Consider the following 15,181-nt stretch of genomic DNA (forward strand, 5'->3'; position numbering starts at 1 on the left):
TTAACATTATAAAAAACCGTTCTTAAATCGTAAAAAAACCTTCTTAAATCGTAATCACGACTTAAGAAGGCTTGAAGGTGGTTTTATTCTATAATTTGCTTTGCAAAGGAAGTCAGTACCTCTTTATTTTTAAGATGAATCAACTTATTTTGCGAGTCAATGATACCGTTCTCTTTCCATGTTTTTAGTACCTTGTTCACTGTGATTCTGGTAAGCCCCGATAATTCAGCCAAATCTTTTTGTTTCACGTATATTTTTTCGTTTTTGGATGATTCACTCATATGAAGCAATGCATGGGCAATTTGCTGTTCAGCCGTGGAGAGGGCGGTTTGTTCCACAAGATCACATAGCTTTTTTAGAATGGAATTGAAAATGAACATTAGTGGTTCACCCGATTGATGGAGCAATTTTTTGAACCACTCAACCGAGTAAAAATAAATCACCGAATCCTCAACCGTAATGGTAGTTGAGATCGAAGGTTCCTGAATCAGCGATAGCTCCCCAAACATTTGGCCAGGTCCGATAAAATTGATATTCTTCTCATCCCCAAGAATGGTACTGGATTTGGCTTTGATTAATCCCTTCTCTACGAAATAAATCCCTTGGGCGACTTCTCCCTGATAATAAATGACCGTATTTTTGGGGACAGATTTGCGTTCACCAAACTGTACAAAAGCATCCCAAGGACTATTCCTAGTCGTCGTATCACTCATAAGAAACCTCCCGCTTGGATGCAAAATGCTCACTAATATACGGATGTATATTCCTCGAAATGTCTTCGAGCAGAAGCTTATCTTATTATTATAAAAACTCCAAGCGGGATTTACAAGAATATTAATTCACTTGAAAAATAAGTGTACCCAGCGGCTCCAGCAAGTCCGCTCCTGTCGAACGTATCTCTCTAGCGGCCAGTAAATAAGGATGCGCGGCATCGGGCTCTACCCACACATTGGCACCCTTCGCTTGCCTCGCTTTGATGATAACCTCTTCCTTCTTGCTTTCCTCCGGTATCTGCGCACTCTGGCCAACCATCAAATCGTAACCGGAATCATTTAAAAAACGGATAGAGGAAATATTTTTTTCGGTCAGGATATAGACGAAAATTTTATTTTTGAAATCCGTTAACGCTTGTGCCCGATCATATTCGTTGGTCATTTCCTTTACTTTTTTAAGCTGTCCTTGAATTCGGGCATCCGTAGCGATCTTCAGCGATAGCTTTTCAATATTGCTGATTTCGTTCTCTATATCACCGATCGAATTATTGATGGTTCGAGCCGACTGTACATATAGCATTTCATCATAAGCATGAAAGACATATTGCAAGCAAGCGATGACAACTAGGCTAAAAAATACGATTAATAGCATCATGACGACCATTAACTTATGGTTAATCTTCATATCCTTGAAGGATATGCGACGAAATCGGTCAGTAAACAGAGTTTCCTGCTCCTTCACGGTTAATATAAAGAGACACTGACCGCAACATCTTCAGTGTCGCATCTTAGATTATCCCATTATGAAACGAATTCCTATACAAAAATTCGTGCTTTGTTATGTAATTTTCAGACTCAAAAAAATCGCCCCTCAGTGAAGTTACATGAGGGGCGAATCTTTATTCAACACAAAGACAATCAACAGCTATTAAAATTCAATCGTTTTTCCTGTTCTTGCCGATTCATAGATGGCTTCTAAAATCTGGGTAACAACAAAAGCTTGCTCAGGTTTGACAAGAGGCTCCTTGTCATGGAGAATGCTTTCCAACCATTGTCTAGCCTCTTTCACGCCTGGATCTTCGGCACCTGCGTCGAAATAAGCGATGCCTCCGCCTGTCGTAGCCTTGGTTTCGACCAGCTTTCCATACTTAGCGCTGTTGAAAACCAATTCACCTTTGCCGATAGCAGGACTGCCTTTCATTTCTGCTCCGCCCTCTGTTCCACACAGGGTCGTCATGGCTTCTCTCGTATCCGTTATATTAAGCGCCCAAGCACATTCCAGGAATATCGTTGCACCATTTTCCATCTTAATAAATCCGAAGGCCGAATCTTCTACTTCATAGGTTTTCGGATCCCATGGACCGAACATGTTACCTTCAAACTTATCCCCTAATTTATGGAATACAGATCCTGATACCGATTTCGGCTTGTAGTTGTCCATAAACCAGAGAGATAAATCCAGCGCATGCGTACCAATGTCGATCAACGGTCCGCCACCTTGCTGCTCTTTGTCAGTAAAAACGCCCCAGGTCGGAACTCCGCGTCTGCGAAGGGCATGGGCTTTGGCAAGATAAATATCGCCGAACTCACCTTGGCGGCATGCTTTGTACAATACCTGTGAATCGTCTCTGAACCTATTTTGGTAACCGATAGTCAATTTTCTTCCTGTCTTCTTGCTTGCCTCTAACATCTTTTTAGCTTCAATAGAGTTGATAGCCATTGGCTTTTCGCACATGACATGCTTACCTGCCTCCAGCGCAGCCACCGTTATGAAGGAATGCTGAAGATTAGGGGTCAACACATGAACAACATCAATAGACTCATCTCGCAATAAATCCCAATAGTCAACATAAACTCTCGCCTGCTCCGTTCCAAATTCCTTAGCAGCTTTCACAGCCCGCTCTTCAACGACGTCACAGAAAGCGACCATTTCGCCTAGATGGCTGAGCTTCGCTAATGAAGGCATATGCTTCTGGTTGGCAATGCCACCGCAGCCTATAATTCCGATTTTCAATTTAGCTGTTGACATGATCGAACAACACTCCTTATAAGCTAATTTGTCATTTGTCGGCACTAAACATATTTTTGCAAAACTTTTAAATCATTCGCTATACTTGTAAATTTATCGTCGCTTATACCTTCATTTTCAATAAAGGCATACGTGATGGTACCCATTTCTTTTAATTGATCATAGGTGCCTTTAAAATCGATTATACCGGTTCCAAGATCCACAAAGTCACCTGCTTGTATGTATCCCTTCCCGCGATATAGCTGCATCATATCCAAATCTTCGTCACCTGGCTGAAGAGCGTCAAATACATTTAGATGGAGGACCTCTTTATTTAAATCTTTCTGATGGACGATATCGCATCGGCTGCCTAATTTCTCAAGAACGTTGATGGGATCAAGGCCCGCGCGCATAACCCAGACCAAATCCAATTCAAATTTGACAAAGGCCGGGTCCGTATTTTCAACTAAAATATCGTATAAGGTCGTATCTCCCCATCTTTTGAATTCATGGAAGTGATTATGAAAGTAAAATTGCAAACCGTTTTCTTTGCATTTTTTTCCGATCGCATTCAACTGCTCTGCGGTTTTGAGTGTGTCTTCACGATTTTTGATCCATGCGGAAGGCAATACAATCGCTTTACATCCAAGTTCAGCATTTTCTTGAATTAACTGATCCCAATTCTGGGCATCTTGATCCAATCGTTCATGGGCAGCTATAGGCTTAAGCCCTAATTCTTCCAGCTTATTTTTAATGGCTTGCAAAGGAAACGAATTACTGTAACGGGTACCTGTCATAAAATTAGTTGTGATTAATTCCACGTTTGTATAGCCTGCTGCAGCTACCTTTTCAAGGGTGCCAAAATAATCGTTGTTTAGCGCTTGAAAGACCGAAAATAAATTTACGCCAATTGAAATGCTCATTTTAAATGCTCCTTTTGTGTAAAATTTTTGAAGTGCCGAAGCTTACTGTTGGCAAGATTTGCTTTCCGAGGTCTGCCTTTGTAAAGCATCCAAACGAGAGGAAAGCCGACTAACACGATCATCGTCGCCACAATGTACACGTCATTAGAACTCATCGTGAAGGCTTCTGCCTTCAGCAGCTTCTTCTTGGCTTCCGCAGCCCCATCTAAACCAAGTGCCTGATTATGTACGGTCAATCGTGATGCGATAAGTGAAGTAAACAAGGCGATTGAGAAGGAACCGAAGACTTGGCGGATCCAGTTATTCACCGATGAAGCGTGACCGGACAGTTCACGCGGGATGGCCTCCATACCGACATTCGTAAGCGGCATGATCGTTAACGAAAGCCCAATATAGCGAATAGTTAGCCACATAACGATGTACCCGTGCGATACGTTCACATCCAGCCGTCCTATCGATAGCGTCCCGACTGCGATCAAGAGAAGCCCGGAAACAATCAGCCACTGCGGAGCAACCTTCATATACAGCTTGCCGACGAGCGGCATCACGCCTGCCATCGCAAGTGTGGCCGGAAGCAAGATCAACCCAGCCTCCAGTGCGGATGCTCCCTGAATGTTCTGCAGGAAGACCGGTATCAAATAGGCACCTGAATACAAGTTGAGCGTAATTACGGCCAGCACGGCAAGGCTAACCGTATATTTCACATTAACAAATACCTTCAAATTCAAGAGCGGTTCAGGGATCATCCATTCTCTCCGAATAAAGCACCCGAGCATTAGGAGGCCGAAAGCGAGCAGCGACAGCGTTCTCCACGAGCCCCATCCCCATGTATGCGCTTCACTGAAGGCGATCAGGATTGAGCCGCTGCTCAAAATGACGGTAACCAAGCCGGGCAAATCGAATGTTTTCGGTGCATTCAGTTTGTAATAGGGAATAAGCCGCCAAGCAACTGCAACTGCCGCAATACCGAATGGAATGTCCATGAGAAACAGCCATTTCCATTTGAACATGCCAATCAGCCAGCCCGCCAATAGAGGTCCGAACGCAGGCGAAAGCATCGTTGACAAGGTCCACATGCTGAGCGCAAACGCCTGCTTAGCTCGGGGAATCACCTGATAAAGGATCGTCATCGTAGCTGGCAAGATCATCCCGCCAAATATACCCTGTACAATTCGAAACGCAATTAACGATTCAATATTCCATGCGAAAGCACAAAGCCCTGAAATCAGCGTATAGCCAATAAGCGCAGCGATATAAAGGTACTTGGTGCTGATCTTTTCCCCAAGATAGCCGGTGACGGGAGCTACCACTCCGGTTGCCAGTAAGTAACCCGTCATCGTCCACTGCATGGTTGGCAAATCGGTATGAAATTGCTCCATCAAAACGGGGAATGCTACACTTATCGAACTCATTCCAAGTGTCGCCAGTACGGACCCGAAAAAAATCGCGATCATTACAGGCACAAAAGGTATGTTTCTCTCCTGTATCTCTGTAGGGGACATGCAGCTACTCCTCGCACAAACTACTTATTGGTTTTCGCCCATTCATCAAGCTGTTTTTGCTTCTCAGCTATTATTTTGTCCATCCCTGAAGCCTTCATTTTGCTTATAAATTCCGGCAAGTTTTTATCTGGATCCAGCGTACCGGTTTCCAAACCCAATTTAAACTGGTCCTTCACGCTTTGAACAGCGGCCACTTCCGTTTTAACCGGATCGACTGTGAAGCTGAAACCGAGCGCTTTTGATTTTTTGGACGATTTATTGAAATCAGCCTGATCTTTCCAAAGACTAACAGGATCAGTTTCCCATATGTAGGAAAGGAATTGATTGCCCCACTCCCATCCATGATTCGGGCTATAGGTGGCATTCTGCGTATCGACGCCATTCGGGAAGCCGATCAAGTCACCCTTCTTGACGTAGTGCTTTCCTTCAATGCCATAGTCGATCAAGTTGATCAACTCTTTGTCGGAGTAAAGCAAGTTGAGGAACATCATGGCTCTCTCCGGATCCTTTGAGTTTTTGGCGATACTGAACATCACGTTTGCAATCGACGACGTAGAAGTGACAGGTGAGATAATGCGAGCTGCAACCATCGGTGTGCCTGTCGAGATGGCTTCCTTCGTTTCATAGCCAGGCTTCATATGCGCCATAAAGGCAAAAGCTTTCCCAGCCTTGACTAGGTCTTCCGGGCGGATTTTGTTTGTAGCGATATCCTTAGGAATATAGCCGTCCAAATACCATCTTCTGACCATTTTCAATAAATCCGCATATTGCTTCGATTCAAACCAATTGATTGCCTTCAGGTTATTATCATGGTCCGGCAGCACGCCGTTATCATCATTCAAAGGGTCCATAAAGCCAGGTGCAATGGACGCGATAAAGGACGTACCCCCACCTTCCGGAACAATAGCCGCCATATTCGGCTCGTTATCTTTGACGACCTTGAATACGGCATCCAAATCATCAAAGGTCTTGATCTTGCTCAGATCAATCTTGTATTTATCAACAATATCTTTGCGCATCAGGATGCCGTAGTCGGCTGCCCAGTCGCGTACGCTAGGTATGCCATAAAGTTTACCGCTGGCCATCGTCGCTTTTTGAATCTCTGGTGTGACGACCTTGGCAATATCCTGTCCATATTTCTTAAGCAGATCCTCTAATGGAACAAGCTGTCCTTTTGCCGCTTGCGTACCGTAGCCGAGTGCTGTCAAAGTGACCAGCAAGTCCAAATTTTCATTGCTCGCAAGCATCAGATTGATTTGTTGCTGATACGCAGCAGGGTCAATCGGCACAAATTTAACCGTTGCATTAATTTTCTCTCTGGTCAGTTTGTTAACGGCATCCTGGACCTCCTGCAGATCCTTGTTGCTACCAATTTTATAGTAGGCCACTGTTAGCTCATATGGTTTTAAATCCGACTTCGCTTTTGCTGTTTCCCCTGACGCGGTTGGCGCATTTGTCGCCGTAGAGCTGGAGCTGCTGTTACCGCTGCTGCATGCTGTTAGTAGAAGAGAAACCATCATCATTCCCGCTAACATGGTTTGAACGCGCTTTCGATTACCTTTCATTTCGTAGCCTCCCTAGTTTTATCTAGCATATATGCTAACCGGCTGATGCCGAGTATAGCCTAGCCTTTGACTGCTCCAATGACGAGACCCTTGACGAAATATTTTTGAAAAAAAGGATACGCGATCAGCAAGGGAATAGTCCCAATAACCGCCATAGCCATCCGGACCGATTCCATCGGAATGTTGCTGCTTGCAGCAAGTTCCGTTGTATTGCTGCTCACATTGCTTGACAAAAATTGCGCGTTTAACAAAATCCGGTTTAACAAATTCTGCAAACTGAACAGCTTGCTGTCGGTCACATAGATTAATCCGTTGAACCAGTCGTTCCAATAGCCGATCGTTTGCATCAATCCAACCGTAGCCAGAATGGGAAGAGAAAGCGGAAGCACGATCTGGAAAAAGATTTTAAATTCCCCCGCCCCGTCAATGGATGCTGATTCAATAACCGGGGTTGGGATTGAAGTCATAAAAAAGGTTCGCATAATGAGCACATAAAATCCGTTCGATAACAAACCGGGAATGATTAAGGCCAGCAGTGTGTTTTTCATATCGAACACTTGTGTATATACCAGGTAGGTGGGGACCAGGCCTCCGTTAAACAGCAGTGTAAAAAACACGATAAACGAGAGCGGCTTGCGAATCAGCATATCCTTTCTGGATAATGGATAGGCGCATAGGGCAGTAATCGACAGCCCCACAAACGTACCAACTAAAGTTACCAGAATGGTAATACCGTAAGCCCGAAATATGTTGGAGGAATCGTTCCACAAAAATTCGTACGCTGCCAAGCTGAATTTACTCGGTAGGAAGGAATACCCTTCTGATACAATGGTCATTTCATCGGTAAAAGAAGTAATCACGAGCAGAAAAAACGGAAGAAGACAAAGACAAACAATGCCAATAAAGAAAACATGAATGATCGCTTGGTACAGTTGACTTTTTACTTTCAATTGGATTCCCTCCTTATTAAAACAAAGCGTTATCGCTGTTTCGCTTGCTCACCACATAATTCGAGATGAGTACGAGAATGAATCCTACAACGGATTGGTATAGGCCCGCCGCCGAAGACATGCCGATGTCGCCCAATCTAAGTAAAGCCCTGTAGACATACGTATCGATAACGTTGGTTGTCGGGAAGAGCGCGCCCGTATCAAGAGGTACTTGATAAAACAATCCGAAATCCGAGTAAAAAATACGGCCAATTTGCAGCAGCGTCATAATCACGATAACCGGAGTGATTAAAGGGATTGTAATGTTCGTGATCTGCTGCCATTTACTAGCTCCGTCAATCCTGGCCGCCTCGTAATATTCCGGGTCGATTCCGATAATCGCCGCTAAATAGATGACGCATAAGTATCCAACATGCTTCCAAATGTTCACAAAGGTTAGAATATACGGCCAATATTTGGCTTCGCTATACCATGAGATCGGATCCATTCCAAGCATAGGCAGGATCTGCTTATTAATGTAACCGTTTTCTCCACTTAACATGGCAAGCACCAAATAACCGACAATAACCATGGAAATCAAGTAAGGGATGAGAATGACGCTTTGGTAAAACCGGGCAAATAGCTTCTTTTTCACTTCATTCAGCAAAATAGCTACGCCAACGGCAATAATCAAATTAATGATAATAAAAGCTGTATTATATAGAATCGTATTTCGGGTAATCAGCATGGCGTCGGAGGTTTTGAAGAGGTACTCGAAATTTTTAAATCCGACCCAATCGCTGGCCCAAATTCCTTTCGTAAAGTTGACGTCTTTGAATGCGATGACCAAGCCAAACATCGGCAAATAGTTGTTGATGATTAGATAAATGATTTCGGGTATGACCATTACAAACAGTGGGGCATACCTCCATAACTTTCTCATTTTTTTTCTGGTTATTGATTTCGCTGCCGTTATCCCAGCAGCTGTCGTGGTCGCTGAATTTGTCCTCGTTGTTGTCGTTGTCCCCACATCGTTCCCTCCTCATCTGTTATACTCTCATCATATATAAATGCCACTATGCACTCTACCTGTTTCCCGACTTCCTGTTATAGCATTTCCGACTTCTTTTTGAACAAAAAAGACCGAACCCGAGAAGGGAACGATCTCATGTATCTGATTCCTTATGTTGTTTACTTTTCAAATAATTTGCGGTAATCCTGTGGATTAATGGCTGTTGCTTTCTTGAACATTTTTGAGAAATGGGAAAAATTATTGTAGCCCACCGAAGCGGCGATGCTGCCAATCGGAAGATCTGTCTTTACCAGCATCTCTTTGGCCAATTCTACCCGTTCCTGAAGAACATAATCAGAAATCGTCAAGCCGATTTCTTTCTTAAAGATTCTTGTCAGGTAGTCTGGATTCATATTCACATGGCTGGCGATATCCTCCCGCGAAACATCTTCGTTGATGCGCTGAGTGATATATTGTTTCGCTTTTTCAATAACGGTTTGGCTTTCATCCACAAAATGAATTCGACCTGCAGCTTCTTCGATCATCGTGATTATCCATTGTCTAAGATCCGCTATGGAACGGGAAACGGACGATGCTTGCATAGACAGGAGTTCTTCCGAAAAAACCTGATGCGCTCTCAGACCTTTATAATGCAATACGTGATGAATCATTTGGAGAAAGTCCTCATAAAATCCGCGCAGCATTTTGGCATCGAGTCTTTCCATTTGCTTCATCGCTTCCAAACTATAATCAATCTCTTTCAGCAGTTTCGCTTTGCATCCACACTTGAGCATTTCCGCCCAACCGTTCATTTTAGGCAACGGAAAGGTATCGCAGCTGCATTGTTGTTCACTTAAGAAGAAAATTTTATTCGTTTTGGTAACATTGCGGGATTCCATCGTGACTAAGGATTCGAACATCTCCAGCATTCCTTCCATAAATACGGGAGCGCCGATATAACAACAAAGATCACAGAAAAAGTAATGGTTACAGGCATCGATATAACCCTGCAATTCACTGGTTAGCTTCTCTTTATCGATCTTGCTATCCGGGTCGACCGAGAGGATGATCAGCAACCCTCCGCTTTTGATCTGAACGATTTGGCCTTTGACCTCTCTCCGTACAGCCAATTCTTCCAACGAGTTGCGCAAGGCATATTCCATTATTTTTTCTTCACGAAGAGTCAGTTTTTTATGCCAACGCTGTACACTGACCCATATCGGCACAAATAAGGCTGCGTCGCTATAAGGTATATTTTGCTTCACCATAATCTCTTTGATTTGAACCTTATTCGAAGGGATCGATCTATGAATTAAATCCTGCCAAAAGCGCTCAACAACCATAGGTTGGTACGATTCCCATAACTGATAGTAATGCTTATATGTTTCATTAAATTGGACTAATCCTCGTTTCTTTTCCAATTGTTCGATGGCTTTTCGAACGGCTTTCTCCAATTCCGGAAAACGGACAGGTTTGAGCATATAATCCAGACTTCCCAATTGAATCGCTTTTTGCGCGAATTCGAAATCCGCATGACAAGTTAAGAAGAGGGACTCGGTATTTGGAGAGTGTTCTTTGACCCAAGATAACAGTTGAAATCCGTCACCTTCCGGCATTTCAATGTCGCAAAGCAGAATATCAATTTTTTGGGTTAAAAAGATTTCCTTCGCTTGCCGTATGTTAAAAGCTTCATGAACCTTTGAAAATCCAAGTTGGTCCCACTCTACCCCCGCTTTTATCCCACGTACGGCATGAATTTCATCGTCCACGACCAGCAATTGAAGCATAGTCTTCTCCGCCTTCCTTCTCATGAAATGGGATGATAATGTCAATCACTGCGCCATGGCCAGCACCATTTGAAAACGTGATCTGGGCTTGCTCTTGATACAGTAGACGCAATCGACGCTGCATATTCCATATCCCGATATGATGACCTTCTCCGTTACCGATATCCATTTCCATCTGCAGCCGAGCCAGAACATCTTCAGGAAATCCTTTTCCAGTGTCCTGCACCCGTATACGGATTCTATTAACTTCTATGGCTTCGATGGTTATACCAATATGAACCTGTTTATCCATGCTAACTGCGTGTTTGATCGTATTTTCCACAAAGGTTTGAATAACAAGCGGAGGAACCAATTCGTCCATCAGGTTGTCTGGAACGGATAGATCATAGGTCAAATTTTTGGGAAACCGCATCTCCTGGATACGAAAGTAATTAAGCGTATGCTGGACCTCATCCCTTAAAGCGACGAATGCCATGTTGCTCCGAAACATAAAGCGAAAATATTCTACGAGACTAAGAGCCATTTCCTGAATCAATGCAAAATCTTTCACCTGCGCCAAATTATAAATAATGTTCAAAGCATTTAAAAAGAAGTGTGGATTTATTTGAAGCTGCAAATGTTTGAGCTCGGCCTTCTGATGATTTAATTTTTCTTTCAAGACATTAATTTTCAATTCCTGAATCTGCGATATCATTCGATTAAAGGATTGGTTCATCTTGTCAAATTCCAGAACGGAAGGACGGTAAGTGATACGGACGTCCAAATTCCCGTCCTCGATTCTTCTCATGGCCATCATGATCCGGTTAATCGGAACCAAGATGATTTTCCTTAAAAGAAATAAAATGAAAGGAAACAGAATAAGTGATCCCATCAGAATGAAAGATACGATTCGGCGAAGGAACGGAAGATTCTCCAGAATGATGCTGTCTGGTATGGCAGCGATTAAGCGGAAACGGCCTTTCGCGGATTTTTCCCCAACGACCAGAAATTTTTCATCTTTCCCAGTGAGTTTGTAATCGGTTCCAACATTGTTCAAATTAATTTGATTTTCTTGAACAAAAGCTTGGTTAGACATGGTCTCGAACAGGTCCGTAACCAGCAGCGCCCTACCATTGTTGCCCAGATCAACCAGGTTGAGCGGCACCATTAAATTACTTGCATCCGCCCATGCCCCGATATAGACATTCCCATATTTGATCACACGGGTCAAAAAGTATTGATCTTCGAGCTTTAGCATGAACCATTCTTTAAGACTTGTCTGATTTGAACTATCGCGTTGGTCTTTAAAAATGGTCTTAATGCTATTTTCAACTGCTTCCTGTCTGGTGTAAGTGACCTGATCACTCATAACTGTCAATAAATCTTGATTCGGCTCCGAATAAACGAAGAACATATCCATTGGTTTATAATTAGGCAGGTCTTTTAATAGCTTATTATTCAATTGAATTTTCGTATAAGAGTACCGATCAGCATTTTGATCTCGCTGCACATCAAGTACCAGCAGCCCCGTGTCTTGCGCAGCGAAGTTGAATAAATACTTGTCTACCTCATCCAAATTACGGTCGATCTGCCCCATATATAAGCTAATTAAATTTTTATTCGATTGAGCGACTTGATTTCGAACAACTTTGATGGCATACAAATTGTTATAGATCATGAAAATCACTATGGGTACGACAATAATGAACAACCCAAATATCAATTTAAAGCGCAGTGACTTGAACAGAGGCAACGTACGAATTTGCACGGCTGATACACTTCCCCTCTCATGAAAGCTGGGCGAGTTCAGATAGAAGACGCTTCGGGTTTCAGATAGGCCATGATCATGTCAATTAACTGCAACATCATCTCGCCTGGATCCATTTCTTGTTCGACACGAAGGATGTTTCCCCTTGATGCCATCCGCTGCGTCATGCTCATCATGGTGTTTGCAATCATAGCTGAAGTCTTGGCTGGATCAAGATCGGGACGGATCGAGCCATCTTGAATGCCTTCCAGAATAAGTAAAACAGGCGATGGAAAAACATTCGCGATGAATTTTCTGTACTTTTCCTCCAATTCGCGGGTTGGATACTTCTCACGGTAATAGTGATCAAAAAGTCCAATAAATCGCAATTGGCTAGGTACAGCCATCGTAAAATCCTTCCAGGCTAAAAACAAGCTCCGGATTTTTTCTTCGGCTCGTTCGCCTTTCATGTGCGAATCTACAAACCCAAATAAATCTTCTAAAACCTTCATCTGAACCTCAAACGCTAGCTCATCAATCGAATTATAATATTTATAAAGCGTAACACGGCTGATCCCCAGTTTTTGCCCGATGTCTTTCATGGTTACACCTGACAAATCTTTTTCCAAAAAAAGCCCCTGAGCTGCCTGAATAATTTCCTGCCGCCGTTTATTTCTTTGTTCCTCTAATTCCTGTTTCCATCTGCTTGTCATGCAAACACTCCTCGATACCGAAACTACCCACCAAATCATTTCTATTTACACAGTGTAAATACCTTTTTTACACCAATTATTTCGAACTGTCCTTTACCTAAATGAAAAAAGCAGGTAGCCGTGGCACCTGCTTGCTTCTTTTGTCTGTCCTTATTCAGCTAAAGTTCTTCGTTACGTTTCAATAAAATTTATACGCCTTCGTCTGCTTGTTTGTCCCGTCTTCCATATTTTAATGTATGATGCGGCCATACTCGTCAGGAATGCCCGATTTGCGGTAGAAGTATGTATTGATCTGATCGCGCCACTCCTTCGAATGTGCCGTTTGCTCTCGCAATTGGCTCCTCACATCTTCGAAGCGCTCTGCATCTATTTTTCCCTCTATCGAATGCCAGATCTGGGCCAATTCCTCCGCCTGAAGAACGCCGTCGAAGTGGGTATCGTAGATGTGCTGGATGACCGTCTTACCCGTCTTCAGTTTGTGCATATACGGCACATGATGGAAAAAGAGAAGCAGTTCATCCGGACATAACTCCCTCGACTCGTACGTTTCCGAATGCGGTACAAAGTATTGGGCTGTGTACCCGGTTCCCGACTTGATGGTTCGATCTACGCCGATGCCGTGGCAGTCGGCAAAATGGTACGTCCCCCATCTCGAATATTCGTATCCGTCTACGTTCGGACCGTAATGGTGACCCGGATTGACCATCCATCCTACGCCAAGAGGAGCTGTGTAATTTTCATAGATTCTCCACGAATCGAGGAGCATCTTCGACACACTGCTTACTACATCGGGGTCAGAACCGAATGTCAGGTGGATCCATTCCTGCGCGATTTGCTTAGGAGTTAGCTGCGGATTCCAAGCAAGCCTTCCAAAGCCATATAAATTGGCTTGTGCAAGCGTGTGGCCGGTCCAATTCGGATTATCTCCGATATTGGATACCGCCGCAATGCCTCCGAGCCGTCTCCCGAACAACTTGCCGCTTGCTGCTTTCGCAACCGTGCTTCCGCTCCCATGGGCAAATGTATCGAAATCGAGGACCTCTTTCCACTGAGGGATCAGGTAGCACAGATGTCTCTGCTGGCCGGTGTACTCTTGCGTAATCTGCAACTCCAGCATTTGATTCGTCGCGGACAGCGCTCCGAAAAGCGGAGAGAAAGGCTCACGGACCTGGAAATCCATGGGTCCGTTCTTAATCTGTAGAATGACGTTATCTCGAAACTTTCCATCAAGCGGTGTAAAATGATCGAACGCTGCTCTCGCCCGGTCGGTCTTGCGATCACGCCAATCCTGTTGACAATTGTAAACAAAGCAGCGCCAAATGACGATCCCGCCGAAGGGCTGAAGCGCTTCCGCTAACATATTCGCACCATCGGCATGGTCACGCCCATAGGTAAACGGGCCGGGTCGCCCCTCGGAATCTGCCTTTACCAAGAAGCCGCCAAAGTCCGGTATATGCCGGTAAATCTCCTCAGCTTTCTCCTTCCACCACTGTCTGACGCTTTCGTCAAGCGGATCTGCGCTGGTTAGGCCTCCAATCTGCAACGGACTGGCGTAGTTGACGCTTAGGAACGTTGAGATTCCATAGCGACGGAATACGCCAGCGACCCGAGCGACATCCGGTAGCAGCTTATCCGTAATCAGCAAGGTTTCTACGGAGTGAACGTTCACGTTGTTGATCGAAATGGCATTGATCCCCACCGATGCCAGCAAGCGGGCATAATCACGGATTCGGGACATGTCTTGAACAATCTCGTTATTTTGGTAAAATATGGATTCCCCTGCATAGCCGCGTTCTATCGAACCGTCCATATTATCCCATTGGTTTAGCATCCTCAATCCGTTCGCGGGAGTTTCCGTTATCTCAAGATCAACCAAACTCTCGCCGCATTGCATCAGCCGCAGAAGATGGAAAACCGCGTACAGGGAACCTGTGGCCGAATGGCCGGCAACTACAACTCTAGATTGTCCATCAATCGATACGTCTCTGATCACATAACTGTCTTCGGATCCATCCTGCCAGCCTAGCTCCGCATCAAGATCCTGTAACTGCCCGCGAACGCCGATCAGGATGCAGGCGCTCCCATAGGAAGCGGTGGAACGAAGGGGCCGCACGCCAAGCATAGCCTCGAGACCATCCATCAACTCGGCGACCGCAGTCTGAAGCACCTCTGATAAAGGATCAGGCACGACGAGCTCCCGTGCCCACTCCTGATATTCCTCTACCCTCTTATCATCGTTAATCGGCGCATTGCGCAACCAGCAGGCATATGCGTTCGTGATGTGACTCATCGTGTTACCTCCG

Annotated in this window: 12 protein-coding genes; all 12 read right to left on the reverse strand. The window is 44.4% G+C overall.

Going from position 1 to position 15,181, the window contains the following annotated elements; translation table 11 throughout:
• Window positions 1-83 precede the first annotated feature (83 nt).
• Entirely contained in the window at window positions 84-713 is a 630-nt protein-coding gene (locus tag AC58P7_RS18400) for a Crp/Fnr family transcriptional regulator (RefSeq protein WP_497345337.1), read from the reverse strand.
• A 121-nt stretch (window positions 714-834) separates the two neighbouring features.
• Entirely contained in the window at window positions 835-1,398 is a 564-nt protein-coding gene (locus AC58P7_RS18405) for a hypothetical protein (RefSeq protein WP_497345338.1), read from the reverse strand.
• A gap of 243 nt (window positions 1,399-1,641) precedes the next feature.
• Entirely contained in the window at window positions 1,642-2,742 is a 1,101-nt protein-coding gene (locus AC58P7_RS18410) for a Gfo/Idh/MocA family protein (RefSeq protein WP_497345340.1), read from the reverse strand.
• Window positions 2,743-2,786: 44 nt separating this feature from the next.
• Window positions 2,787-3,644, reverse strand: a complete 858-nt coding sequence (locus tag AC58P7_RS18415) for a sugar phosphate isomerase/epimerase family protein (RefSeq protein WP_497345342.1) — start codon at window positions 3,642-3,644, stop codon at window positions 2,787-2,789.
• The gene (locus tag AC58P7_RS18420) at window positions 3,641-5,146 is read right to left on the reverse strand and encodes an MDR family MFS transporter (RefSeq protein ID WP_497345344.1); all 1,506 of its coding nucleotides are present in this window, start codon (window positions 5,144-5,146) and stop codon (window positions 3,641-3,643) included. Before AC58P7_RS18420 ends, AC58P7_RS18415 begins: the two co-directional genes overlap by 4 nt.
• A 20-nt stretch (window positions 5,147-5,166) precedes the next feature.
• On the reverse strand, window positions 5,167-6,711 hold the full coding sequence (locus AC58P7_RS18425) for an ABC transporter substrate-binding protein (RefSeq protein WP_497345346.1): 1,545 nt from the start codon (window positions 6,709-6,711) through the stop codon (window positions 5,167-5,169).
• 59 nt (window positions 6,712-6,770) lie between these two features.
• On the reverse strand, window positions 6,771-7,661 hold the full coding sequence (locus AC58P7_RS18430; RefSeq protein ID WP_497345348.1) for a carbohydrate ABC transporter permease: 891 nt from the start codon (window positions 7,659-7,661) through the stop codon (window positions 6,771-6,773).
• A gap of 16 nt (window positions 7,662-7,677) precedes the next feature.
• Window positions 7,678-8,583, reverse strand: a complete 906-nt coding sequence (locus AC58P7_RS18435; RefSeq protein WP_497345501.1) for an ABC transporter permease — start codon at window positions 8,581-8,583, stop codon at window positions 7,678-7,680.
• Window positions 8,584-8,831: 248 nt separating this feature from the next.
• Window positions 8,832-10,439 (reverse strand): response regulator transcription factor, encoded by a 1,608-nt coding sequence (locus AC58P7_RS18440; RefSeq protein WP_497345350.1) that lies wholly within the window; start codon window positions 10,437-10,439, stop codon window positions 8,832-8,834.
• Window positions 10,411-12,186, reverse strand: coding sequence for a sensor histidine kinase (locus AC58P7_RS18445; RefSeq protein ID WP_497345352.1), 1,776 nt, complete (start codon window positions 12,184-12,186; stop codon window positions 10,411-10,413). The genes AC58P7_RS18440 and AC58P7_RS18445 overlap by 29 nt, the downstream gene beginning before the upstream one ends.
• A gap of 38 nt (window positions 12,187-12,224) precedes the next feature.
• Window positions 12,225-12,878, reverse strand: coding sequence for a TetR/AcrR family transcriptional regulator (locus tag AC58P7_RS18450; RefSeq protein ID WP_497345354.1), 654 nt, complete (start codon window positions 12,876-12,878; stop codon window positions 12,225-12,227).
• A gap of 229 nt (window positions 12,879-13,107) precedes the next feature.
• Complete coding sequence (locus AC58P7_RS18455; RefSeq protein ID WP_497345356.1) at window positions 13,108-15,168, reverse strand: alpha-glucuronidase family glycosyl hydrolase; 2,061 nt, start codon at window positions 15,166-15,168, stop codon at window positions 13,108-13,110.
• Window positions 15,169-15,181: the final 13 nt, after the last annotated feature.

The organism is Paenibacillus sp. J22FR5 (assembly GCF_059691975.1).